Origin of the sequence: Shewanella sp. DAU305 (assembly GCF_026802235.1) — a bacterium.
Lineage (GTDB): Bacteria > Pseudomonadota > Gammaproteobacteria > Enterobacterales > Shewanellaceae > Shewanella > Shewanella baltica.
The window spans coordinates 3234314-3257052 of record NZ_CP113808.1 but is presented as its reverse complement, the minus strand read 5'-3'; the positions used below and the strand labels follow the sequence as shown (position 1 = coordinate 3257052).

The following is a 22739-nucleotide window of genomic DNA, read 5'->3' as shown; positions in this document are numbered from 1 at the left end:
AACCAACAGGCAAGGAGATGATTGAAATTACACGATGAAATGGGTACAAAGGACGCTACTTTTTAAGGGGATGTAAAGAATGAAAACAAAATTAGCCACCTTTAGTTTAATTATCTCGGGTTTACTTTTTATGTCACACAACACCTTTGCCAATGACAAACCGTTCGCGATTGCGATCCACGGCGGCGCTGGCACGATTTCTAAGGCTAATCTCACCCCTGAACAACGCCAAGCCTACAAAGATAAGTTAAAGGAAGCCGTTGATAAAGGCTCAAAAGTGTTAGAAGAGGGCGGTGACAGCTTAGTCGCGGTGCAAACAGCCATTAATATTCTCGAAAATAGCCCACTGTTCAATGCTGGCATAGGCGCGGTGTACACCTATGACGGTGGGCATGAGTTAGATGCGTCCATTATGGATGGCAAAACCATGAATGCCGGTGCAGTTGCTGGAGTGCGCCATATCGCCAATCCCATTGATCTCGCTTTAGCTGTGATGAATAAGTCTGAACATGTAATGCTCTCGGGCGCAGGTGCAGAAGAATTTGCCCTGACTCAAGGCTTTAGCTTAGTGCCAAACAGTCATTTTGATACTGACGAGCGTTATCAACAATTACTCGATGCTAGGCAAAAACTGCAAGCTGCGGCTAAATCAGAGCAAGTCGCCAATGTTGAGATGAAAGATCTCGATTACAAATTTGGTACCGTAGGCGCCGTCGCCTTAGACAAAAATGGCAACTTAGCTGCTGGTACCTCAACCGGCGGCATGACAGCAAAACGCTTCGGCCGCATTGGAGATTCCCCGGTGATTGGTGCCGGTACTTATGCTGAAAATGGGGTGTGCGCCGTATCGGCAACCGGACACGGTGAGTTCTTTATTCGTTACCAAGTGGCGGGGGATATTTGTGCCAAAGTGAAATACCAGCAAAAATCCATTATTCAAGCCGCCGATGAAGTGATCAATCAACGTCTTATCACCGCTGGTGGTTCGGGCGGCGTGATTGCCGTCGATCAGCGCGGTAATATCGCCACGCCATTTAACACTGAAGGCATGTACCGCGCTACCCGTAGCAATGGCGAACCCGCCCAAGTGCTGATCTGGCAAGACCAATAACTTGAATTGTAAAAGCAGTTGGTTCGAGACGGACATTGCTTACAAGATTGTTTAGAAGATTGCTTACAAGATTGTCTAGAAACATCACTTATAAACCTTAAAAAGCGAGTGCTGCGAAAGTGGCACTCGCTTTTTGCTAGCGGTTTTTTGCTTTAAGAGTGAATAAGAAGCTGATAAGTTTGGGCTATTACAATTAGTTAATGGTATGTGGGGTGTCGCCCGTTGTTTGATTTCATTAGGGGTACAATAGTCATACGCAAAGCCGCACTTAACTCACCGTCAAAGCTGTCGTTTGTGTCCAGCGAACTCATCGCGTCTGCATGAGATTGCACTCAGCGTAAAGGATATTTACATGATTTCTACCGTGTTAACCGACCGCGTCAGGGTTTTCCTCAATCGGTTTCGCCATCGACTTTGGGTTAAACCACTGCTTGTTTGCCTATTATCGATTGCAGTCGCCTTTGTCGCAAAATTGGCAGATGGTACTGAGCTTGTTGAGATTGCACCTAAGGTGTCATCGGCCTCCATCGAGGCGCTGTTATCCGTTATGGCTTCCAGCATGCTGGTTATCGCCACTTTTTCCGTGGGTTCTATGGTCTCGGCCTATGCTTCGGCGGCTAACACGGCAACACCACGTTCATTTATTTTAGTTGTCGCCGATGATGCCTCTCAAAATGCGCTATCGACCTTTGTTGGGGCATTTATCTTCAGTATTGTGGCACTCACTGCGGTTAAAAATGATTACTTTCAAACGGCGGGTCTGTTTATCCTCTTCCTGCTGACCACGTTTATTTTTGGCATGGTGATCTTTACCTTTGTACGCTGGGTGGATCGCATTGCCCGTCTTGGCCGCATGGCAACCACAATTGAGAAAGTTGAAAAGGCGGCGGCCGATGCTCTGACACGGCGACGCAATACTCCACATCTTGGCGGCGTTTCTGTGCGTCCCCAAGCGCGTGGACGAGCCGTGTACGCGGCTAACGTCGGTTATGTTCAGTACATTAATATTGCTGCGATGCAGCGCTGGGCTAAGAAAAACGAGGTGCGAGTCGTGATTGCAGCCTTGCCGGGCACGTTCGCCACGCCAAATCGACCATTGGCATACATTAGCGCCGATGGTGCGGAGCAGACTGAGATTGATTGCACCTGTGTTGCCGAGTCATTCCAGATTGGTGATACCCGTCTTTTTGACGACGATCCGAGATTTGGGTTGGTGGTACTGTCGGAAATCGCTGGCCGCGCCTTATCACCTGCTGTCAATGACCCTGGTACGGCCATTTGCATCATAGGCACACTGGTACGGCTGTTTACCCTATGGGGTGAACCCGCGGCAGTTGATGACAAACCCGCGCCAGAGTGCGATCGCGTAGAAGTCCCTCACGTTTGTGTACAGGACATGTTTGATGATGCGTTTACCGCGATAGCCAGAGACGGCGCGGGAGTGGTGGAAGTCGCTGTACGGCTACAAAAAGCACTTGAATCGTTAGCATCCAGCGGTGACGGGAAAATACGTGCGGCGGCCGAGTACCACGGTCGGTTGGCACTAAAGCGTTCACAAAAGGTGCTTGATATCGAAGAGGACTTGCAAGCCGTACAAGACGCCGCCAAGTTTGCCGAGTCAGCAGCTTCGTCTAACACTTAACGAGACATTTATTATTTCGTCGTGCCGTGTATCCGTTTGTTGCTTCTTTTATTCTGTCAGTGTTTTTGACATTCGGTTTACACATTCGATAAGCGCAATCGATATAAATCGCACATCCTTGCCGATATATTGACTAGACTTCAAACGTAGGGTTAATTCGAGGGGAAGACTATGGACTTAATTAAGATTCGTGACCATATGGATCGTCAGCCCGTGTTACTGCGCGCGAATATGTCGCTGGCGACCGCTGTCGAAAAGCTGTTAGATAATAATAAAATGGGTGCTGCAGTGGTTGATGATGCGGGCGATTTGGTGGGCTTTTTATCCCAGCAGGATTGTCTGGCAGTGATGATCAAGAGTAGCTATCACTGCGATATGACCTCAGTGGTGAAGGATTGTATGCGTACTGAAGTACTGTTTGTCGGGCCTGATGACAGTATTTTGCAACTCGCTGAACAAATGCTCGGGCCTAAACCTAAGGTTTATCCTGTGGTTGAACACGGTAAAGTGATTGGCACGATAAATCGCACTAATGTGCTCAAAGCGATGAATATCTATATGCAACAATGTTATCTGTCACCAGTTTAATCTGAGCCGCAGTGGAGATAATCTGACACCCTTTATCCTGAGTGCAGAGTAAATTAGCAATACCATTGCGCCACTTTCCTTGCTAGGATCGCCGTTTTTGATGCTAGCAATGGAATTTGGATTTGAACTCAGACAAACATCCGCTATCGAACGCCTTTCTTAATCTTTGTTATCAGGCTGATGCGTCTAGGATCCGTCGTCGTTTATTTAAGCTCAATAAAGAAGCCGACTCAGATAAAAAGACCCAAGTCTTAGCCCAGCTGAGTGAGCAAGCGCAGGCGGCGTTTGAGAAGGTTGAGCAGCGACGTAACGCTCGCCCTAAAATCCAATATCCTGAAAACCTTCCCGTTTCTTTGATGCGTGATGACATTGCACGCGCGATTGCAGGCAATCAAGTGGTGATCATTGCCGGTGAAACGGGCTCAGGTAAAACCACGCAGCTCCCCAAAATTTGTTTAGAACTCGGCTTAGGTTGCCGTGGCATGATAGGCCACACCCAGCCAAGACGATTGGCTGCCCGCAGCGTGGCGAGCCGAGTCGCAGAAGAATTACAAAGTCCGCTCGGTGAAGTGGTCGGCTTTAAAGTGCGGTTTGCCGATGCGCTTAAGAGTGACTCTTATATTAAGTTGATGACCGACGGTATTTTACTGGCGGAATTGACCTCAGATCGCAATCTCGATCAATACGATACCATCATCATAGATGAGGCCCACGAGCGCAGCCTCAACATCGATTTTATTCTGGGCTACCTCAAACAAATTCTCAAAAGACGCCCTGATCTCAAAGTTATTATCACGTCAGCGACCATAGACGTTGAGCGTTTTTCTAAGCATTTCAACAATGCGCCTATTATCGAAGTGTCGGGCCGTACCTTTCCGGTCGAAACCCGTTACCGACCCTTAGTGCAAGATAGCGATGCCGATTTAGATCAAATCGAAGGCATTTTTGCCGCCGTCGATGAGCTGGTGGCCGAAGGGCTGGGCGACATTCTGATCTTTATGAACGGCGAGCGGGAAATTCGCGATACGGCCGAACAATTAAGTCGGCGTAATTACCGCGATACCGAAATTTTGCCGCTGTACGCTCGTTTATCCTATGGCGAGCAATCCAAAGTCTTCAGCAGTCACAGGGGCAGGCGGATTGTATTAGCGACGAACGTGGCGGAAACTTCGTTGACTGTGCCGGGTATTCGCTACGTTATCGACCCAGGTACGGCGCGTATCAGCCGCTATAGCTATCGCACTAAGGTGCAACGCTTACCAATTGAACCTATCTCGCAGGCAAGCGCTAATCAGCGTCAAGGCCGTTGTGGTCGTGTGGGACCGGGTATTTGTATTCGTTTGTACGATGAGGCGGATTTTAATAATCGTCCGGCGTTTACCGATCCTGAGATTTTGCGTACTAACTTGGCTTCGGTCATTTTGCAGATGCTCGCCATCGGCCTAGGTGATATCGCCGGTTTCCCCTTTATCGAGCCACCCGATCCCCGCCATATCCGCGATGGTTTCTTGCTGCTCGAAGAATTACAAGCGGTTGAGAGCAAACACGGCAAGCTAGTGTTGACGCCACTTGGGCGCAACTTGGCGCAAATTCCTGTGGATCCGCGTTTGGCGCGTATGGTGGTAGAGAGTCAGCAGTTAGGTTGTTTGAACGAAGTGCTAGTGATTGCCGCGGGCTTATCGATTCAAGATCCCCGCGAACGACCGATGGAGAAGAAGCAAGCCAGTGATGAAGCCCATCGCCGTTTTGCCGATCCCAGTTCCGATTTTGTTAGCTGGATAAATCTGTGGCAGCACTTAAAAGATCAGCAAAAAGAGTTATCTGCTAGCCAGTTCCGTAAAAAGTGCCGCGATGAATATTTAGCCTATTTGCGCGTGCGCGAGTGGCAGGACTTATACACTCAGCTTAAACAAGCCGTGCACGATTTAAAGTGGCGTTTAAACGATACGCCCGCCAATTACGACAGCTTGCACCGTGCGTTGTTGTCGGGATTGTTGAGCCATGTTGGTTTTAAAGATAACAATAACGAGTACTTAGGTGCGCGTAATCGTAAGTTTTTTGTATTCCCCGGTTCGCCATTGGCCAAAAAAGGCCCTAAGTGGATCATGGCGGCTGAGCTTACTGAAACCTCGCGCTTATTTGCTCGCTGCTGCGCCAAAATCGAACCCGAATGGCTAGAGCCCTTGGCGGCGCATTTGATCAAGAAAAGCTATGTAGAGCCCCATTTTGAGGCAAAACCTGGCAGCGTTATCGCCCTTGAGAATCAAGTGCTCTACGGCTTGACGGTTGTACACCGTCGTAAAGTGCAATACGGCCCTATCGATCCCGTTGAAGCGCGTGAGATTTTTATCCGCAGCGCCTTGGCAGAAGGGCAGTTACAGACCCAAGAAGCGTTTTTTGTCGCTAACCAAAAGTTGCTCGAAGACATTGAATCCCTCGAGCATAAATCCCGCCGCCGCGATATTTTGGTGGACGAGCAAGTGTTGGTGGATTTTTACGAGCCGCGGATCCCTGAAGGGATTTACAACGCCCAGCTGTTTTTTGGCTGGTGGAAAAAAGCCAAGCGCGAGCAACCTGATTTACTCGATTTCAGCAAAGCGCTGTTAATGCAACGCAATGCCGACCATATTTCGACCTTGGATTTCCCCGATACGTGGCACAAGGGCAATTTGCGCCTGCAGCTGAGTTATCACTTTGAACCCGCTGCGGCTGATGACGGCGTGTCGGTGCACATTCCGGTGGCGCTACTTAATCAAATCGACGATAGCGATTTTGATTGGTTAGTGGCGGGGCTGAGGGAAGAAAAGTGCATCGCGCTGATCAAATCTTTGCCTAAAAGTTTACGACGTAACTTTGTGCCCGCGCCTGACTATGCCCGCGCTTGTGTGCAGGCCATGGTGCCTTTTAGTGCCAGTTTGCTTGAGGCTATGTGCAAGCAATTGCTGCGCATGAGTGGCACGCGTATATCGCCGGAAGATTTTGATTTAACGCAGATCCCCGCGCATTTGCAGATGAACTTTAAAATCGAAGACGATAAAAACAACTTAGTTGCCGAAGGTCGGGTGCTCGATACCTTAAAAGCCGAGTTACAGGGCGTGGTGGCGAAGGCCATTCGTCAGGTGGCGGATAAAGGTATAGAGCAAGAAGCGTTAACTGAGTGGTCCTTTGGCGATTTGCCGCAGCAATATCAGCAGCAAAAAGGCAATTACCAAGTACGGGCGTTTCCGGCGCTGATCGATAAAAAAGACAGTGTTGCGATCAAATTATTTGATGATGAATTTGAAGCCTTAGATGCTCATCGCCAAGGTCTGCGACGCTTATTGCTGTTAAACATTCCATCACCGGTAAAACATTTACAGCAAGCTTTGCCGAATAAAGCGAAATTGGCGATGTATTTCAATCCATTCGGTCAAGTGCAAATCTTAATTGATGACATTATTGCCGCCGCTGTGCAGCAATTATTGGATGAGAAAGCCCTCGATGTGCGTAATCAAGCCCAATTTGAGCAGGCAAAGGACTGGGTTCGCCAAGAGCTCAACCCGACCGCCGAGCAAATTGCCCTGAAGGTTGAGCAGATTTTGACCTTATACCAGAGCATTAAAAAGCGTCTCAAGGGCAAAATTAGCTTAGATATCGCTTTTGCTATGAGTGATATTCAAAGCCAATTAGACAAATTAGTTTTTAAAGGGTTTGTTGAATCCTGCGGTTGGAATCGTTTAGTCGATGTGGCGCGTTACTTAAAAGCGATTGAAATCCGTGTCGAGAAGTTGCCTGTCGATCCGACTCGTGACCGTTTGCATATGCAGAGCATTAACAAGGTGCAGGAAGCATTGAATGCACAATTGGCGAAAGTGCCACGATCGCAGCCGACACCGCCCGCGTTAATTGAAGCGCGCTGGATGATTGAAGAGTATCGTGTTTCCTGTTTTGCGCAGGTGTTAGGCACGGCTTATCCGATATCTGAAAAACGCATTTTGAATCATATCCAACAAGTATAAAAATATGAGGTCAGTGAATTTATTATTTACGACTCAATAGTTGTTATTCTTGGTTATCTCATTACGCCGCTAAGCTTACTTAGCGGCGTTTTTACTTTGTGGTTTTAGTCGTTCTCGTTTTGCGGTCACTAACTTACCTGAGCAAACAACATTTATTCTCGAAACGTCAACACGCCCTAATCAGTTTGCTTTACTCCTTTGGAGATATTTAGCGCTAATTTTAAGCATTCACCTTGCTAAAAAACTGATCTTTGACCATGTTTTAGCCACACCTTAATAACTTCTTTGTCCGAATTCACCTCATTACAATCTAGTAAATCGTTTACAAACCATGAGCTAGTTAAATCTATCGCCAAATTGATGATCTGGATCAAGCATCATCAGCTTTACCAATTTGGAGGTATACAGTTTGTTAACAACTAAAAGGTATGATGTTTGAGTGAGTTAAAGATGCAACGGATATACATAAAACCTGCCGCTGACGCTTGTTCCAGCGCGAAAAAATGGCAGGAACACACCTCTTGGAGGATGCATGAGTGCTAGCACCGCAGAAGAAAAATCCTTAGAACTGAAAATTTTTATCTTTTTAACCGTATTTCTCGCACCGTTATTGTCCGTGCTGCTGGTCAGTGGCTTAGGCTTTGCAATTTGGTTTAGTCAGATCCTGACTGGACCGCCGGGAGCGGGTTAATCGCTTTATTATCAAAATATTAGACAAAGAGTGGAATGTCGGATGAGCAAAGAACTCCATATCACCAGTTTAGTGGTGCAGGTCTTACCGCAGAAAATGGCAGATGTTAGACAAGAGATCATGACCATTGAAAATGCCGAACTTTCCGTCAACAACGAAGTGAAATTGGTCGTGGTTATCGAAGGTGAGACTCAGCGCGCCTTGATGGACTGCATAGAAGCGATCAATGCCATTCCGGGTGTGTTATCCGCCACTATGGTTTACCACCAGAGTGAAACGCTCGAAGAGGGTGAAGAATGAATATGAACAGACGTGACTTTATTAAGGCCAACGCGGTGATCGCCGCTGCAGGGGCTGCAGGTTTAGCTTTGCCCGCTGGCGCAAGTAACCTGATAACCAGCTCAGAACAAACCAAATTAGAGTGGAACAAGGCGCCGTGCCGCTTCTGTGGTACTGGCTGCTCTGTGATTGTTGCCACCCGCGATGGCAAAGTCGTGGCCACCCACGGCGATGCCAACAGTGAAGTGAACCGTGGACTTAACTGTATCAAGGGTTATTTCCTGTCGAAGATCATGTATGGCAGCGATCGCTTAACCACGCCCATGCTGCGGATGACGGATGGCAAGTACGACAAGCACGGTGAGTTTTCGCCAATTAGCTGGGACAGCGCCTTCGACATCATGGCACAAAAGTGGAAAGAAACCATTAAAGCCAAAGGGCCAACGGCCGTGGGCATGTTTGGTTCGGGCCAATGGACTGTGTGGGAAGGTTACGCCGCCGTTAAGTTGATGAAGGCGGGCTTTGGTTCGAACAATATCGACCCTAATGCACGCCATTGTATGGCGTCTGCCGTGGTCGGGTTTATGCGCACCTTCGGTATCGATGAGCCAATGGGCTGCTATGACGATATGGAAGCCGCCGATGCATTCGTGCTTTGGGGCTCGAACATGGCCGAGATGCACCCGATCCTGTGGAGTCGAGTGACAGACAGACGCTTGAGTGAACCTCATGTCAAAGTGGCCGTGTTATCGACTTTCCAGCATCGCTCCTTCGATCTGGCAGATTTACCGATAGTGTTCACCCCGCAAACCGATTTGGCTATGTTGAACTTTATTGCTAACTATATTATTCAAAACGATAAAGTGAACTGGGATTTCGTGAAGAAACACGTAAATTTCCGCCAAGGCACGACTGATATCGGCTACGGTTTACGTCCGACTCATCCGCTTGAACAGAAAGCCAAAAACGTCAAAACGGCGGGTGATTCAACGCCAATCGATTTTGAAGCCTTCAAAGCCTTTGTTGCCGAATACACAGTCGAGAAAGTCAGTAAACTGTCTGGCGTGCCAGAAGATAAACTGATCGAACTGGCGAAGCTGTATGCTGATCCTAATACGAAAGTGACGTCATTCTGGACCATGGGCTTTAACCAACATACCCGTGGTGTGTGGTGTAACAACCTGATTTACAACATCCATTTATTAACAGGTAAGATTTCTACCCCTGGCAACAGTCCGTTCTCGCTGACAGGTCAGCCATCGGCCTGTGGCACGGCCCGTGAAGTCGGGACTTTCTCTCACCGTTTACCTGCGGACATGGTGGTGACCAATCCCGAACACAGAAAACGTGCCGAAGAAACGTGGAAAATTCCAAGCGGTATCATTCCACCTAAACCCGGTTATCATGCTGTCGAGCAAAATCGCCGCCTGAAAGACGGTGACTTGAACTGCTATTGGGTGCAAGTGAACAACAATATGCAGGCGGGGCCGAACATTAACGAAGAAGGGCTACCGGGTTACCGTAACCCTGCCAACTTTATCGTGGTATCAGATGCTTATCCTACAGTCACTACTCAAGCTGCCGATTTGATCTTGCCCACTGCTATGTGGGTTGAGAAAGAGGGGGCTTACGGTAATGCCGAGCGCCGTACTCAGTTCTGGCATCAAATGGTGCAAGCGCCGGGCGAGTCGCATTCGGATCTGTGGCAGCTGATGGAGTTTGCGAAACGTTTCACCACAGATGAAGTGTGGCCAAAAGATGTTTTAGCCGCTAATCCAGAGTTTAAGGGCAAAACCCTATTCGAAGTTCTGTACCAAAACGGCAATGTTGACAAGTTCCCATTGACGGATGCAGATCCTAAGTATCTGAACGATGAAGCGAAACATTTTGGTTTCTATGTGCAAAAAGGCCTGTTTGAAGAATACGCCTCCTTTGGACGCGGTCATGGCCACGACTTAGCACCATTTGATGCTTATCACGAGGCCCATGGTCTGCGTTGGCCTGTGGTGGATGGCAAGGAAACCAAGTGGCGTTTCCGTGAGGGTAGCGATCCTTATGTTAAAGCAGGTAAGGGTTTTGAGTTTTACGGTAAACCAGATGGCCGTGCGGTGATCTTTGCGCTGCCCTATGAACCCGCCGCTGAGTCGCCAGACGAAGAATACGATATTTGGTTATCGACGGGCCGAGTACTGGAACATTGGCATTCGGGTTCTATGACCCAACGTGTGCCTGAGCTTTATCGTGCTTTCCCTGATGCTGTGTGTTTTATGCATCCAGAAGATGCCAAGAAACGCGGTTTGCGCCGTGGTGACGAAATTCGTGTGGTGTCACGACGGGGTGAAATTAAGACCCGAGTTGAAACCCGTGGCCGTAATAAACCGCCTGTGGGCTTAGTGTTTGTGCCTTGGTTTGATGCTAGCCAGCTCATTAATAAAGTCACATTAGATGCGACAGATCCCTTGTCAAAACAAACTGACTTTAAAAAATGTGCGGTGAAGATCGTCAAGGTTTAAGGAGAACACGATGAAAACCCTAAAATTAGTTTCAGCGATCGGTTTACTGGCCTTTGGCGCATTAATGATGACAAGTGTATCTGCCGCCAGTATTCCCGAAGATAAAATTGATACCCTGCGCCAAGCGCCTATCAATGTCGAGCCGACGCCGCCAGCGATGCAAAACGTGCGTAATACCGATGTGAAGGAAGTGCGTAACTATCCCATGCAGCCGCCCGTGATCCCGCACAAAATTGACGGCTATCAGCTCGATCTTAAAGTGAATAAGTGTATGGCCTGTCATGCTCGCAGTCGCATCGGGGATTCCCAAGCACCTATGGTCAGTGTCACGCACTATATGGACAGGGATAATAACTTCTTAGCCGAATTATCGCCACGTCGATATTTCTGTACTCAGTGTCATGTGCCGCAGTTAGATGCCAAATTACTGGTCGAAAACGACTTTGTAGACATGGAACATCTGATCAAAACCAACGCTGAGCAGAAAAAACACTAGGAGTTAGCATGTTAGATAAACTGAAAAAAATCTGGCAGGTACTCAATCGTCCGAGTGTGCATTACAGTTTAGGTTTTTTGACCTTAGGTGGCTTTGTGGCTGGGGTGATTTTCTGGGGCGGCTTTAACACTGCCCTTGAAGCTACCAACAAGGAAGCCTTCTGTATCGGTTGCCATGAGATGGAAAATAACGTCTATCAAGAGTTACAGACAACGATTCATTTCACTAACCGCAGTGGTGTGCGGGCAACCTGCCCAGATTGCCATGTACCACATAACTGGACAGATAAGATCGCCCGTAAGATGCAGGCATCTAAGGAAGTGTGGGGTAAGGTTTTCGGCACGATTAACACCCGAGAAAAGTTTGAAAGTAAACGACGTGAGTTAGCTGAACATGAATGGGAAAGATTAAAAGCCAATGACTCGCTCGAGTGCCGTAACTGCCATAACTTCACTTACATGGACTTTACCCGCCAATCACCCAGAGCGGCGCAGATGCACTCAACGTCACTGGCGAGCGGCGAAAAGACCTGTATCGACTGCCACAAGGGGATTGCTCACCATCTCCCTGATATGGAAGGTGTGAAGGGATTTTAAGCTGAATCGTTCCCCGTGTTGCTTAGCGTGACTTTGTTTTGTGTAATCGTGACTTAGTTTTGTGTAGTTTAGTCTCGTTTAACTTAGCGTTGGTTAGTGTTAGTAAGTGTGACTTAGTGCGGCTAAATGTTTATTAGCCATCTCCAGCCAAAGGCCAAGCATAGTGATGCTTGGCCTTTTTATTGATTGTAATGGCACCGTGGCATAGTGACCTAAAGCCGTACTTGGTATGCTGAATTAAGGTTTAATCAATTAATTGTGTTACCGAGCAGCTAATGGCGTTTTATTCACTTCACAGCTCAGGATACAATCAGCAAAGAATCGTTATTGGATGATAAAGAGGTCGTGATAGAAGGCCGCTATGGAAAATGCCATTACGCAGGAGGCGATGATGAATGAACAACTTGAAAAACTCTTAGAAGACATCGGTTTTATGAGCCCGAGCTTGCTTGAAATCGTGCAGGGCGTGCGTCAAACCGTTAACGCCATTGCAGACGCATCCTCGCTCGATATCACTGAAACGGTGAAGTACGGCGGAATACTCTTTAGCGCAAAGAGTACTTTTGGTGGGGTGTTTGCCTATAAGCAGCATGTGTCATTGGAGTTTAGTTTGGGCGCAAACTTTAGCGATCCACACAAGGTGCTCGAAGGCAGTGGCAAATTTCGCCGCCATATCAAGTTAACCTCAATGGATGAAATCGCAGCCAAACACGTGGCGGAATATATCACGCAGGCGCTGCATCAAGCGGATAAGTAACAAGTGGATTAGTATCTGCGAATGAGTGGCTGTTTCGCCGCATGATGTTAGTAAGGTCATGATAACTACTCATAGCATGAGTCCAGCATGTTAGCAAAAAAGCAGAAACAAAAAAGGAGCTGAATAGTCAGCTCCTTTCGTTTTGCTAAGGTTTAATAGAGATGTCTTAGCAATGCAGTCCCTAGTTAAGGGATATTAGAAGTTCGCAGTACGCGGCGCACGTGGGAATGGGATAACATCACGAATGTTGTTAACGCCCGTCACGTAAGACACTAAACGCTCAAACCCTAGACCAAAACCTGCGTGTGGCACTGTGCCATAACGGCGCATATCACGGTACCACCAGTAATCTTCTTGGTTCAGATCCATTTCAGCTAAACGCATATCCAGCACGTCTAAACGCTCTTCACGTTGAGAACCGCCGATGATTTCACCGATACCTGGGGCTAACACGTCCATCGCGGCAACGGTTTTACCGTCATCGTTTAAGCGCATGTAGAAGGCCTTGATATCTTTTGGATAGTTCTTCACTACCACAGGGGCTTTGAAGTGTTCTTCGGCTAAGTAACGCTCATGCTCAGAAGATAAGTCGATACCCCAAGACACTGGGAACTCGAAGGTTCTGCCACAGTTTTGCAGAATTTCAACCGCATCTGTGTAATCCACTTGTGCAAAATCGCTTGAAACGAAAGATTGCAGACGGTCGATCACTGTCTTATCAACGTGCTGGGCGAAGAAAGTTAAATCGTCCATACGCTCAGTCAATACGGCATTGAACGCGTATTTCAACATAGCTTCGGCAAGGCCAGCAATGTCGTTTAAGTTAGCGAAGGCCACTTCAGGCTCAACCATCCAGAATTCCGCTAAGTGGCGGCTAGTGTTTGAGTTTTCAGCACGGAAAGTGGGGCCAAAGGTATACACTTTTGACAGTGCACAGGCGTAGGTTTCAGCGTTCAACTGGCCAGATACGGTTAGGAAAGCTTCTTTACCGAAGAAATCTTTATCGTAATCGACTTTCCCTGCATCAGTACGTGGCAGGTTTTCCATATCTAAGGTCGATACGCGGAACATTTCACCGGCGCCTTCACAGTCAGAGGCGGTGATAAGTGGGGTCGATACCCAAATAAAGCCTTCTTCGTGGTAGAAGCGGTGAATAGCTTGGGATAAACAGTTACGCACGCGGGCAACGGCACCAATAATGTTAGTGCGTGGGCGTAAGTGCGCTAATTCACGTAAATGTTCAATTGAGTGACGTTTAGCGGCCATTGGGTAAGTGTCTGGATCATCAACCCAGCCCGCGACTTCAATATCAGTCACTTGCAGTTCAAATGCTTGACCTGCGCCTGGAGACTCCACCACGTCGCCTGTCATCACAACAGAACAACCCGCAGTCAGCTTTAACACTTCGTTGTCGTAATTATCTAAGCTATTGGGCACGACACCTTGGATAGGATTAAAGCAAGAGCCGTCATAAACAGCTAAAAAAGAGATGCCGGCTTTAGAGTCACGACGGGTTCTGACCCAGCCACGAACTGTGACTTTAGAACCGACGGCGTGCTCACCTTTAAATACAGATGCGACAGATGCGATGCTCATTGTTGCTTAATTCTCCAACGAAACGTTTTATATGAAAATTTTGGAGGTTTATATTACCTTGCTGGTGGCTTTTCTCAAGCTGAAAAAGGTATCCTGAGGTTAATATTACCGATATTTAGCGATATAGTGAGTTAAACGGCGGGAGGCAGTATGAGTAAAGTTAGAATATTTCAAATTATCCTCGCGACATTATCCATTTTAGGCTGGGCGTTGGCCGTCTATGCGTTATTAGTGTTCGGTGATGCGAGGCCTGACCGCGAAGTCGGCGATTATTTAAGCCGTGGCGCGACATTTAGAGTCCATTGGGATCCACACGAAACCCAGTTATTACAGTATTTGATTTGGACCTGTGGCGGCATTAGTTTGGTCAGTTTAGCGTTTAACTATTATGTCGCCCACCATAGCCGCATGGGTTATTGGTTTAACATTCCCATGTTGCTGTTAACCTCGATTGTCGCCGGTTTGTATATCCACTTGGTGGTTTAAGCGAACCTGTTGGCTTGTAGCTGTTTCGCTATGGAAAAGAAAGTCAGAGGATATCGGCAGGAATGCTTAACTGGCGGCATAAATGGTCGATAATGGCGGCGGTCGCGCCCCAGATAAAGCGTTGTTGATAGGGTATGAAATGCACGCTGTAATAGCGCCCTTGGCGTAAAAAGCGTTTTTGGTGACGATTGCTCGGTTCAATAAAAAAGCTTAATGGCACAGTAAAGCAATCGGCTACCTCACCGGGATCGATTTTCCAATCAAAGGCTTGCTTGATAATGCCGACCACGGGCGTTATTTCAAATCCGGTAAAAGTATTGTGGGCCGGAAATGTGCCCACCACGTCGACGTTATACCGCGATAATCCAATTTCTTCTTCTGCTTCCCTTAACGCAGCTGCAATTGCATCGACATCGTAGGGCTCAATTTTACCACCGGGGAAACTGATCTGTCCTGGATGGGCGCGAAGGTGCATCGGTCTTTGGGTTAAAATTAGATTCAGTTCACCGTTGATATCCTGCAGCGGGATCAACACCGCAGCTTTGCGCAGTCCAAGGTGTGGGAAGGCCGCCGGATCTTGCAGCGCTAAAGGGTGCAGATTAAATCTGAGTCTAAATTCCGCTTGATCCATCGACGTTCTCGTTACTGTTTAGTATGAAATCTTACGGCTTTTGCGGCTCTGCGCCAAGTAAAGGCAAAATCCGGCTGATCTTATCAAAGGTTTCTTGGTACTCGGCATTCACTTCTGAATCTGCCACTATGCCGCCGCCCGCCCAGCAAAAGAGTTTGCCCTGTTCGGCCACAATAGTGCGAATGGTGATACTGGTATCCATTTGGCCATCTTGGCTGATATAGCCCATAGAGCCACAGTAAAGACTGCGCCGTGAAGGTTCGAGCTCTTCAATAATTTCCATGGCGCGAATTTTTGGTGCGCCGGTAATTGAGCCGCCGGGGAACGCCGCGCGCAGCAAATCGCTGGCGCTGTACTTAGCATCAAGCTTAGCCGTCACTGTACTGACAAGGTGATGCACCGCAGGAAAGCTTTCAATCTCAAACAGATGCGGTACACGTACCGAGCCTGCCGCTGCTACCTTGCCGATATCATTACGCAGCAAATCGACAATCATGACGTTTTCGGCGCGATCCTTTGGTGAGCTGGCAAGGGTGCTCGCGGCTTTGGCGTCGAGCGCGGGATCCGCGTGACGCGGCAGCGTGCCTTTGATGGGTTTAGTCTGAATATCATCACTTCGAAGCTGAATAAAGCGCTCAGGTGAAATCGATAAAATCGCGTTTTGCGGTAACCGCATAAAGGCCGAGAAGGGCGCTTTATTAGCATTGCGCAGTTGGCAGTAAGCCGACCATTCATCGCCTTGATAGCCAGCTTCAAATCTTTGGGTTAAATTTATTTGATAGCAATCGCCGCTGTGCAAATAGGCTTGTACTGCCTCAAATTTGGCCGTGTATTGCGCTTTATCGATTTGTGCTGCCCATGGGCTTGTGAGCATGAATGCATCTGAGTTTGGCTTGTGCGTAATTTTTGCTTGAATTTTATTCAATTCAATGTCGAGTGCCGCTTCACCTAAATAGTGCAATAAATGCCAACACTGGGCTTGGTAATCATAAACTAACGCCCAGTCGTAAAAGCCGATGTTCATCTCTGGCAGTTGAATATCTTGCTGAGCGCTTGTCGGCAGGGATTCGATGCGACGGCCTAAGTCGTAACTAAAGCTGCCCATGGCGCCACCACTAAAGGGCAGATTGCAATCAAAAGATTTTGAATACCAATGGGTTAATAATGTGTTGAGCAGTTCGAAGGGATCACGGTTTGGGTCCATCGCCTCGGGTAAGCTCAAGCTCGTATCGATGAGCTTTATATCGCTACGCTCGCCCTGAGTCACTAATGTTGCGATGGGATTGGCGCAAATGATGTCGAATCTGGCGTCCTGATGTGGCGCGTTCGCCGAATCTAACAGGATTGCCCATGGGTCATTGGCAAAGTGTTCGAAGAGTGCTGCGGTGCTTAATGTCCAGTCAAGTTGGCGTGATGCAAGCTGTTTTGACGCCCTAATTGCCATCGATTAACCCTATTCAAAATGTGATGTAGCCCAAAAAGATGGGAAAGAGTATCATATTGGCCCAGAAAGAATTAAACAAAAATAAGTTAGGCCGCAAAGGCTGCTGGAGCGCTCCTACTATGTCATCTAACCATGCTAACCATGCTAACCATGAAATGTCTGTCAATTCTGTGATAAAGCAAGCCGACTTTATTGAAAGTGTGGCGGATGCTTTGCAATACATCTCTTATTACCACCCGAAGGATTTTGTTGATGCCATGAGCCAAGCTTATGAGCGTGAACAAAGTGCGGCGGCGAAGGATGCCATTGCCCAGATATTAATTAACTCGCGTATGTCGGCCGAAGGCAAGCGTCCTCTGTGTCAAGACACAGGGATTGTGACCACCTTCGTTAAAGTGGGTATGGGTGTCCAATGGGACAAAACCGATATGACAATTCAGGAAATGGTCGACGAAGGTGTTCGTCGTGCTTATACCAATCCTGATAACCCACTGCGTGCATCAATAGTGTCAGATCCTGCGGGCAGCCGTAAAAATACCAAAGATAACACCCCATCTGTGGTGCATATCGACATGGTGCCAGGCAACCACATCGAAGTAGCTATTGCGGCTAAAGGCGGCGGCAGTGAAAACAAAGCTAAGATGGTGATGTTAAACCCATCAGATGATATCGCCGCTTGGGTAGAAAAAACGTTACCGACGATGGGCGCGGGCTGGTGTCCGCCGGGTATGTTAGGTATAGGTATTGGCGGCACGGCAGAAAAAGCCGCCGTATTAGCCAAAGAAGCGCTGATGGAAAGCGTGGATATCCATGAGTTGATGGCCCGTGGCGCGCAAACGACCGAAGAAAAGCTGCGTTTAGACATTTTTGAGCGCGCGAACAACTTAGGTATAGGTGCCCAAGGTCTCGGCGGTTTAACCACAGTGTTAGACGTTAAAATCAAATCGGCGCCAACCCATGCGGCATCAAAGCCTGTGGTGATGATCCCGAACTGCGCAGCGACTCGCCACGTGCATTTCCATTTAGACGGCTCAGGTCCTGCTGAATTGACGCCACCATCATTGTCAGATTGGCCAGAAATCACCCGTGAAGTGGGTGATGATGTGCGACGTGTTAACTTAGATACTGTGACTCAAGCCGATATCGAGCAGTGGCAGAGCGGTGAAACTATTCTGCTGAGCGGTAAAATGCTCACAGGTCGTGATGCTGCCCATAAGCGCATTCAAAGTCTAATCGAAAGTGGTGAAGGTCTGCCTGAAGGCGTGGACTTTACGGGTAAGTTTATTTACTACGTTGGCCCAGTTGATCCCGTCGGTGCTGAAGTTGTCGGTCCTGCGGGCCCAACCACAGCAACCCGTATGGATAAATTCACTGACTTAATGTTAGAGAAAACTGGCTTGATGGGCATGATAGGTAAAGCTGAGCGCGGCCCTGCGACAGTTGAATCAATCAAAAAACACAAAGCGGTATATCTGATGGCCGTTGGCGGCGCAGCGTATCTGGTGTCTAAAGCGATTAAACATTCTCGCGTCGTGGCCTTTGCCGATTTAGGCATGGAAGCGATTTACGAGTTTGACGTGCAAGATATGCCAGTGACTGTGGCTGTGGATTCAAACGGCGTGAACGCCCATGAAACTGGCCCAGCAATTTGGAAAGTGAATATCGCCAACGCGAAAGCCTAAGTTGGAGTGAATCTAAGGTCTTAGCGGATTGAACTTGATGGTTTTTTAAGCAAAGCAGTTTAAATTTACGCTCTGATATCAGTTGCTTCAGTAATCTGATATCAGTTCCTTAGACAAATCATTGCGCCACTGACATTTTGTCACAAAAAAATACGCTCAGGTTCGCCATTTGGCTTGCCTGAGCGTTTTTGTTTCGATAGTGTGGCAAGCTTATCTTCAAAAGATACGATCTCAGATCGTTTTTAACATTCGTGCGGTTGCAACCCAGTAGAACTATTGCAATTTCAATAGAACCCTTGCAATGATTGGCGCAACTATCGAACCAGTTTAACCAAAGACGGACATAACAATGAAAATAGCTCCTCTCCTATTGGCGCTCGGCGCTGCGGGACTGGCGTTATCAGCCCAAGCGGCCGATCCAACGCCTTTTACTGTGCAACAACTCATTAAACTCAATAAGATGCATTCTGCGACAGTGTCCCACGATGGCACTAAATTAGTTTATGGTCTTAAAACGGTAAACGATAAGGGAGAGGGCAGTTCTGATCTGTATCTATTGGATCTGACTGACACGAAAGCGAAACCGTTACAACTGACCTCTGCTGCGGGCACTGAGCACGATGTGAGTTTCGCCACTGACGACAAATCAATTTATTTCCTTGCCGGTCGTAGCGGTTCAAGCCAGCTATTCCAACTGCCATTAACGGGCGGTGAAGCGGTTCAAGTTTCTGATTTACCTTTGGATATTGATGGTTACAAACTATCAAACGACGGTAAACAAGTTGTACTCAGCATGCGTGTATTCCCAGAGTGTAAGGATTTAGCCTGCTCAAAGGATAAATTTACCGCTGAATCTGAGCGTAAATCGACTGGCCGCGAATACAAACAGTTAATGGTTCGCCACTGGGATACGTGGGAAGATCACGCCCGTAACCATTTATTTGTGGGCGCTGTAAACGGTGAAAAACTGACTAAAGTGGTTGATGTCACCCAAGGTTTAGACACTGAAACGCCGCCAAAACCATTCTCGGGTATGGAAGAAGTGACCTTCACCCCAGACGGTAAATTCGTCGTTTATAGCGCTAAAGCGCCGAGCAAAGATCAAGCTTGGACCACTAACTATGATTTGTGGCAAGTGCCAGTCACTGGCGGCACTGCAACTAACTTAACCAAAGACAATCTCGCATGGGATGCACAGCCAACGTTTTCGAGCGATGGTCGTTACATGGCCTATTTAGCGATGAAGAAACCGGGTTTTGAAGCGGATCGTTACGGCATCATGCTGCGCGATACTACCACTGGCCAAACCAAAGAAGTGGCGCCATTGTGGGATCGTAGCCCAAGCTCACTGATGTTTGCCCCTGACAATCGTACCTTATATGCCACGGCGCAAGACATAGGCCAAGTATCTATTTTCCAAGTGAATACTCAATTTGGCGATGTGCGTTCTATCTACAGCGATGGCACAAACAGCTTAATAGCGGTCACTAACGATGAACTGATTTTCGACAGCAAAACCTTAGTTGAGCCGGGCGATCTCTACAGTATCACCACTGATGGTCAAGGCCTTAAGCGTCTGACTGAAGTGAACAAAGACAAGCTAGCCGAGATCAAGTTCGGTAAGTTTGAACAGTTCAGCTTCAAGGGCTGGAATAACGAAGACGTCTACGGTTACTGGATCAAACCAGCTAACTTCCAAGAAGGTAAAAAATACCCGATTGCCTACTTAGTGCATGGTGGACCGCAGGGTTCATTTGGTAATGCCTTCAGCGGTCGTTGGAACGCGCAGTTATGGGCGGGTGCAGGCTATGGCGTTGTTATGGTGGATTTCCACGGCTCTACCGGTTACGGCCAAGCCTTTACGGATTCTATCAGCCAAGATTGGGGCGGTAAGCCATTAGAAGATCTGCAAAAAGGCCTAGCGGCAGTAAGCCAACAACAAAAATGGCTCGATCCGCAAAACGCCTGTGCGCTCGGTGGTTCTTACGGCGGCTACATGATGAACTGGATCCAAGGTAACTGGAACGATGGTTTCAAGTGTCTTGTTGACCACGCAGGTCTGTTCGATATGCGTTCTATGTACCATGTGACCGAAGAGTTATGGTTCCCTGAGTACGAATTTGGCGGTACTTACTCAGATAACAAAGCCTTATATGAGAAGTTTAACCCAGTGAATTATGTTGAAAACTGGAAAACCCCCATGTTAGTTATTCACGGTGAGAAAGACTTCCGTGTGCCTTATGATCAAGGTTTAGCGGCATTTAGCTTTATGCAGCGTAAAGGTATTCCATCTGAGTTGTTGATTTTCCCAGATGAAAACCACTGGATCTTAAAGCCTGAAAACCTAGAGCAATGGTACGCCAATGTATTCCGTTGGATGGACCGCTGGACTAAGCAGTAACTGCTAGCACAATAACAGACTGTTTAATAACAAACAGTGAATGACAGTTTAATAAAAGACGTAAGGCTCGCCCTGATAGGGTTATCATCGGCGAGTTGTTTGATGTGATTAACTATTAAAGTGTTTTACGCGAAGCGTCTTTTGTTCAAGCGTCTTAAAAAGCCAGGACTCTGTTCTGGCTTTTTATTGCGTCATGTAATGGATTTATTTTTAATCAAGGAGTTAAGATGAATATTCGAGCCGCAACCTTAGCTGATATCCCTGAAATAAGCGAATTGCTCACTCAGTTAACCCAAGACTTTATCGCTCCAACATGCACTGAAGAGGGCGCTGCAATCTTAGTGAATGCCATGTCGATTGAAGCGATTGGTAGCTACTTTGCTATGGGTTATCAGTATCATGTCGCCATAACGGACTCGGGCCAACTCGCAGGCGTTGTGGGGATGAAGGCGAATAGCCACTTGTACCATCTTTTTGTCGCCTCCCATGCACAGGGGCGAGGCGTGGCGCGAATGTTGTGGGAACATGCCAAAGCTCAGTGTGTAGCTCAAGGCAATCCGGGCGTATTTACCGTGAACTCGGCATTGAATGCACAAGCTGTGTACTTAGGTTTTGGCTTTGAGCCATTAGGAGCAGAGCGAGAGCGCGGCGGGATCCGCGATATTCCCATGCAGTTGACGCTTTAGGCTGGCAGCACTCATTCATCCAAACACTAGTACTCTCAATTGAGCTAATAGAACTAAAAATAGAGGAATTATGGCAAATTTAACCTTTTATCCCATCGGCACTGCTGGCGAGAAATGGGGCGAGGCTGAAAAAGCCGCATGGCTTGCGAGCACCCAAATCAAGCGTTCATATCAAGATGATGTCGTGACGCCACTCAAGGCGATGGAAACAGAGCTGTCAGTGCTTGGGCTTGGCATTGTGCAATATGGCGCCTTATCGATTAACGCCGAGCGTTACCCATTATTTGCGGTGAAGAGCCAGCAGTTTGATCCACAAAAGCCAACCGTGCTGGTGACTGGCGGCGTGCATGGTTATGAAACCAGCGGTGTGCATGGCGCATTGGCCTTTTTAACGAATGAAGCGGCGAATTACGTGCAACAGGTGAACTTAGTAGTTGCCGTGTGCGTGAGTCCTTGGGGTTACGAGACCATTAATCGCTGGAACCCCAAGGCTATCGATCCGAACCGTTCATTCTATGCCAACAGCCCAGCAGAAGAATCGGCGGCCTTGATGGCCTTAGTTGCTTCCGTTACTTCAGTTGAGCAAGGTTTTGATCTGCATGTGGATTTACATGAAACCACAGATTCAGATGAGTTAGAGTTTCGCCCAGCGCTGTGCGCCCGCGATGGCATTGAATATGACAAAGGCACTATCCCAGATGGCTTTTATGCTGTGGGCGATACCGAACATTCAATGGATGCTTTCCAAAAAGCGATTATCGATGGCGTGAGCAAAGTGACGCACATTGCTCCTGCCGACGAGAAAGGCGAGATCATTGGCTCGACTGTGGTGCAGCACGGGGTAATTAACTATCCGCTTAAGTCATTAGGGCTTTGCAGCAGTGTCACGGGTTGTATCTATAACACCACGACAGAAGTGTACCCAGATAGCCCAATGGCTACGCCTGCCGAATGTAATCTGGCGCAGGTTGCAGCCATCACCAGCGCCATCGATTATGTACTGGCGCAGCGTTAGTCGTAGTTTGTTGTAATGCTCTGCTAAGTGGTGATTAGCTTAGTGATCGTAAGTTGAGTGATGCCCAGTTGAGTTAGCGGCTAGTGAAGTGATTTTACGTGCGCTCGATTAATGCATCGACTCCTTA

Annotated in this window: 18 protein-coding genes; 15 read left to right on the top strand and 3 right to left on the bottom strand. The window is 47.9% G+C overall.

The features are described from left to right. Nucleotides 1–79: 79 nt before the first annotated feature. The 10 genes from OX890_RS13685 to OX890_RS13640 all read left to right on the top strand — a co-directional run bounded on the left by OX890_RS13685 (nucleotide 80) and on the right by OX890_RS13640 (nucleotide 12671). Nucleotides 80–1111, top strand: coding sequence for an isoaspartyl peptidase/L-asparaginase family protein (locus OX890_RS13685; RefSeq protein WP_268649407.1), 1032 nt, complete (start codon nucleotides 80–82; stop codon nucleotides 1109–1111). Between the two features lie 352 nt (nucleotides 1112–1463). Further along, nucleotides 1464–2753: a DUF2254 domain-containing protein gene (locus OX890_RS13680; RefSeq protein ID WP_268649406.1), complete on the top strand. Its 1290-nt coding sequence runs from the start codon at nucleotides 1464–1466 to the stop codon at nucleotides 2751–2753. A gap of 171 nt (nucleotides 2754–2924) precedes the next feature. Beyond that, the gene (locus OX890_RS13675) at nucleotides 2925–3341 is read left to right on the top strand and encodes a CBS domain-containing protein (RefSeq protein ID WP_006081403.1); all 417 of its coding nucleotides are present in this window, start codon (nucleotides 2925–2927) and stop codon (nucleotides 3339–3341) included. Nucleotides 3342–3463: 122 nt separating this feature from the next. Then, on the top strand, nucleotides 3464–7339 hold the full coding sequence (hrpA, locus tag OX890_RS13670; protein WP_432361242.1) for an ATP-dependent RNA helicase HrpA: 3876 nt from the start codon (nucleotides 3464–3466) through the stop codon (nucleotides 7337–7339). A 532-nt stretch (nucleotides 7340–7871) separates the two neighbouring features. Further along, nucleotides 7872–8030 (top strand): nitrate reductase, encoded by a 159-nt coding sequence (locus tag OX890_RS13665; protein WP_028760147.1) that lies wholly within the window; start codon nucleotides 7872–7874, stop codon nucleotides 8028–8030. A 42-nt stretch (nucleotides 8031–8072) separates the two neighbouring features. Beyond that, on the top strand, nucleotides 8073–8330 hold the full coding sequence (locus OX890_RS13660) for a chaperone NapD (protein ID WP_006086429.1): 258 nt from the start codon (nucleotides 8073–8075) through the stop codon (nucleotides 8328–8330). 2 nt (nucleotides 8331–8332) lie between these two features. Then, complete coding sequence (gene napA, locus OX890_RS13655; RefSeq protein ID WP_126492086.1) at nucleotides 8333–10822, top strand: nitrate reductase catalytic subunit NapA; 2490 nt, start codon at nucleotides 8333–8335, stop codon at nucleotides 10820–10822. 10 nt (nucleotides 10823–10832) lie between these two features. Then, nucleotides 10833–11318 carry a nitrate reductase cytochrome c-type subunit gene (locus OX890_RS13650; protein WP_063882791.1) on the top strand — a complete coding sequence of 162 codons (486 nt, stop codon included), beginning with the start codon at nucleotides 10833–10835 and terminating at the stop codon, nucleotides 11316–11318. An 8-nt stretch (nucleotides 11319–11326) separates the two neighbouring features. Then, entirely contained in the window at nucleotides 11327–11914 is a 588-nt protein-coding gene (locus OX890_RS13645; RefSeq protein WP_126492085.1) for a cytochrome c3 family protein, read from the top strand. Nucleotides 11915–12305: 391 nt separating this feature from the next. Beyond that, a complete protein-coding gene (locus OX890_RS13640; RefSeq protein WP_310473068.1) occupies nucleotides 12306–12671 on the top strand; it encodes a DUF1801 domain-containing protein in 366 nt (121 codons plus the stop codon). A gap of 195 nt (nucleotides 12672–12866) precedes the next feature. Here OX890_RS13640 and asnS read toward each other — a convergent pair whose 3' ends face one another. Further along, nucleotides 12867–14267 (bottom strand): asparagine--tRNA ligase, encoded by a 1401-nt coding sequence (gene asnS / locus OX890_RS13635; RefSeq protein WP_006081411.1) that lies wholly within the window; start codon nucleotides 14265–14267, stop codon nucleotides 12867–12869. Between the two features lie 150 nt (nucleotides 14268–14417). Here asnS and OX890_RS13630 point away from each other — a divergent pair, with 150 nt between their 5' ends. After that, nucleotides 14418–14753 (top strand): hypothetical protein, encoded by a 336-nt coding sequence (locus OX890_RS13630; RefSeq protein WP_006081412.1) that lies wholly within the window; start codon nucleotides 14418–14420, stop codon nucleotides 14751–14753. A 43-nt stretch (nucleotides 14754–14796) separates the two neighbouring features. Here OX890_RS13630 and OX890_RS13625 read toward each other — a convergent pair whose 3' ends face one another. Both OX890_RS13625 and pabB read right to left on the bottom strand, forming a co-directional pair. Then, nucleotides 14797–15384 (bottom strand): CoA pyrophosphatase, encoded by a 588-nt coding sequence (locus OX890_RS13625; protein WP_126492084.1) that lies wholly within the window; start codon nucleotides 15382–15384, stop codon nucleotides 14797–14799. Between the two features lie 31 nt (nucleotides 15385–15415). Then, the gene (gene pabB, locus OX890_RS13620) at nucleotides 15416–16828 is read right to left on the bottom strand and encodes an aminodeoxychorismate synthase component I (RefSeq protein ID WP_268649402.1); all 1413 of its coding nucleotides are present in this window, start codon (nucleotides 16826–16828) and stop codon (nucleotides 15416–15418) included. Between the two features lie 119 nt (nucleotides 16829–16947). Here pabB and OX890_RS13615 point away from each other — a divergent pair, with 119 nt between their 5' ends. From OX890_RS13615 to OX890_RS13600, 4 genes are all read left to right on the top strand, one after another. Further along, nucleotides 16948–18510, top strand: a complete 1563-nt coding sequence (locus OX890_RS13615) for a fumarate hydratase (protein ID WP_268649401.1) — start codon at nucleotides 16948–16950, stop codon at nucleotides 18508–18510. A gap of 349 nt (nucleotides 18511–18859) precedes the next feature. Continuing rightward, entirely contained in the window at nucleotides 18860–20911 is a 2052-nt protein-coding gene (locus OX890_RS13610; protein WP_268649400.1) for a dipeptidyl-peptidase 5, read from the top strand. A gap of 227 nt (nucleotides 20912–21138) precedes the next feature. Then, nucleotides 21139–21597: a GNAT family N-acetyltransferase gene (locus OX890_RS13605; RefSeq protein WP_268649399.1), complete on the top strand. Its 459-nt coding sequence runs from the start codon at nucleotides 21139–21141 to the stop codon at nucleotides 21595–21597. Between the two features lie 70 nt (nucleotides 21598–21667). Beyond that, the gene (locus OX890_RS13600; protein ID WP_126492079.1) at nucleotides 21668–22612 is read left to right on the top strand and encodes a M14 family metallopeptidase; all 945 of its coding nucleotides are present in this window, start codon (nucleotides 21668–21670) and stop codon (nucleotides 22610–22612) included. Nucleotides 22613–22739 lie beyond the last annotated feature (127 nt).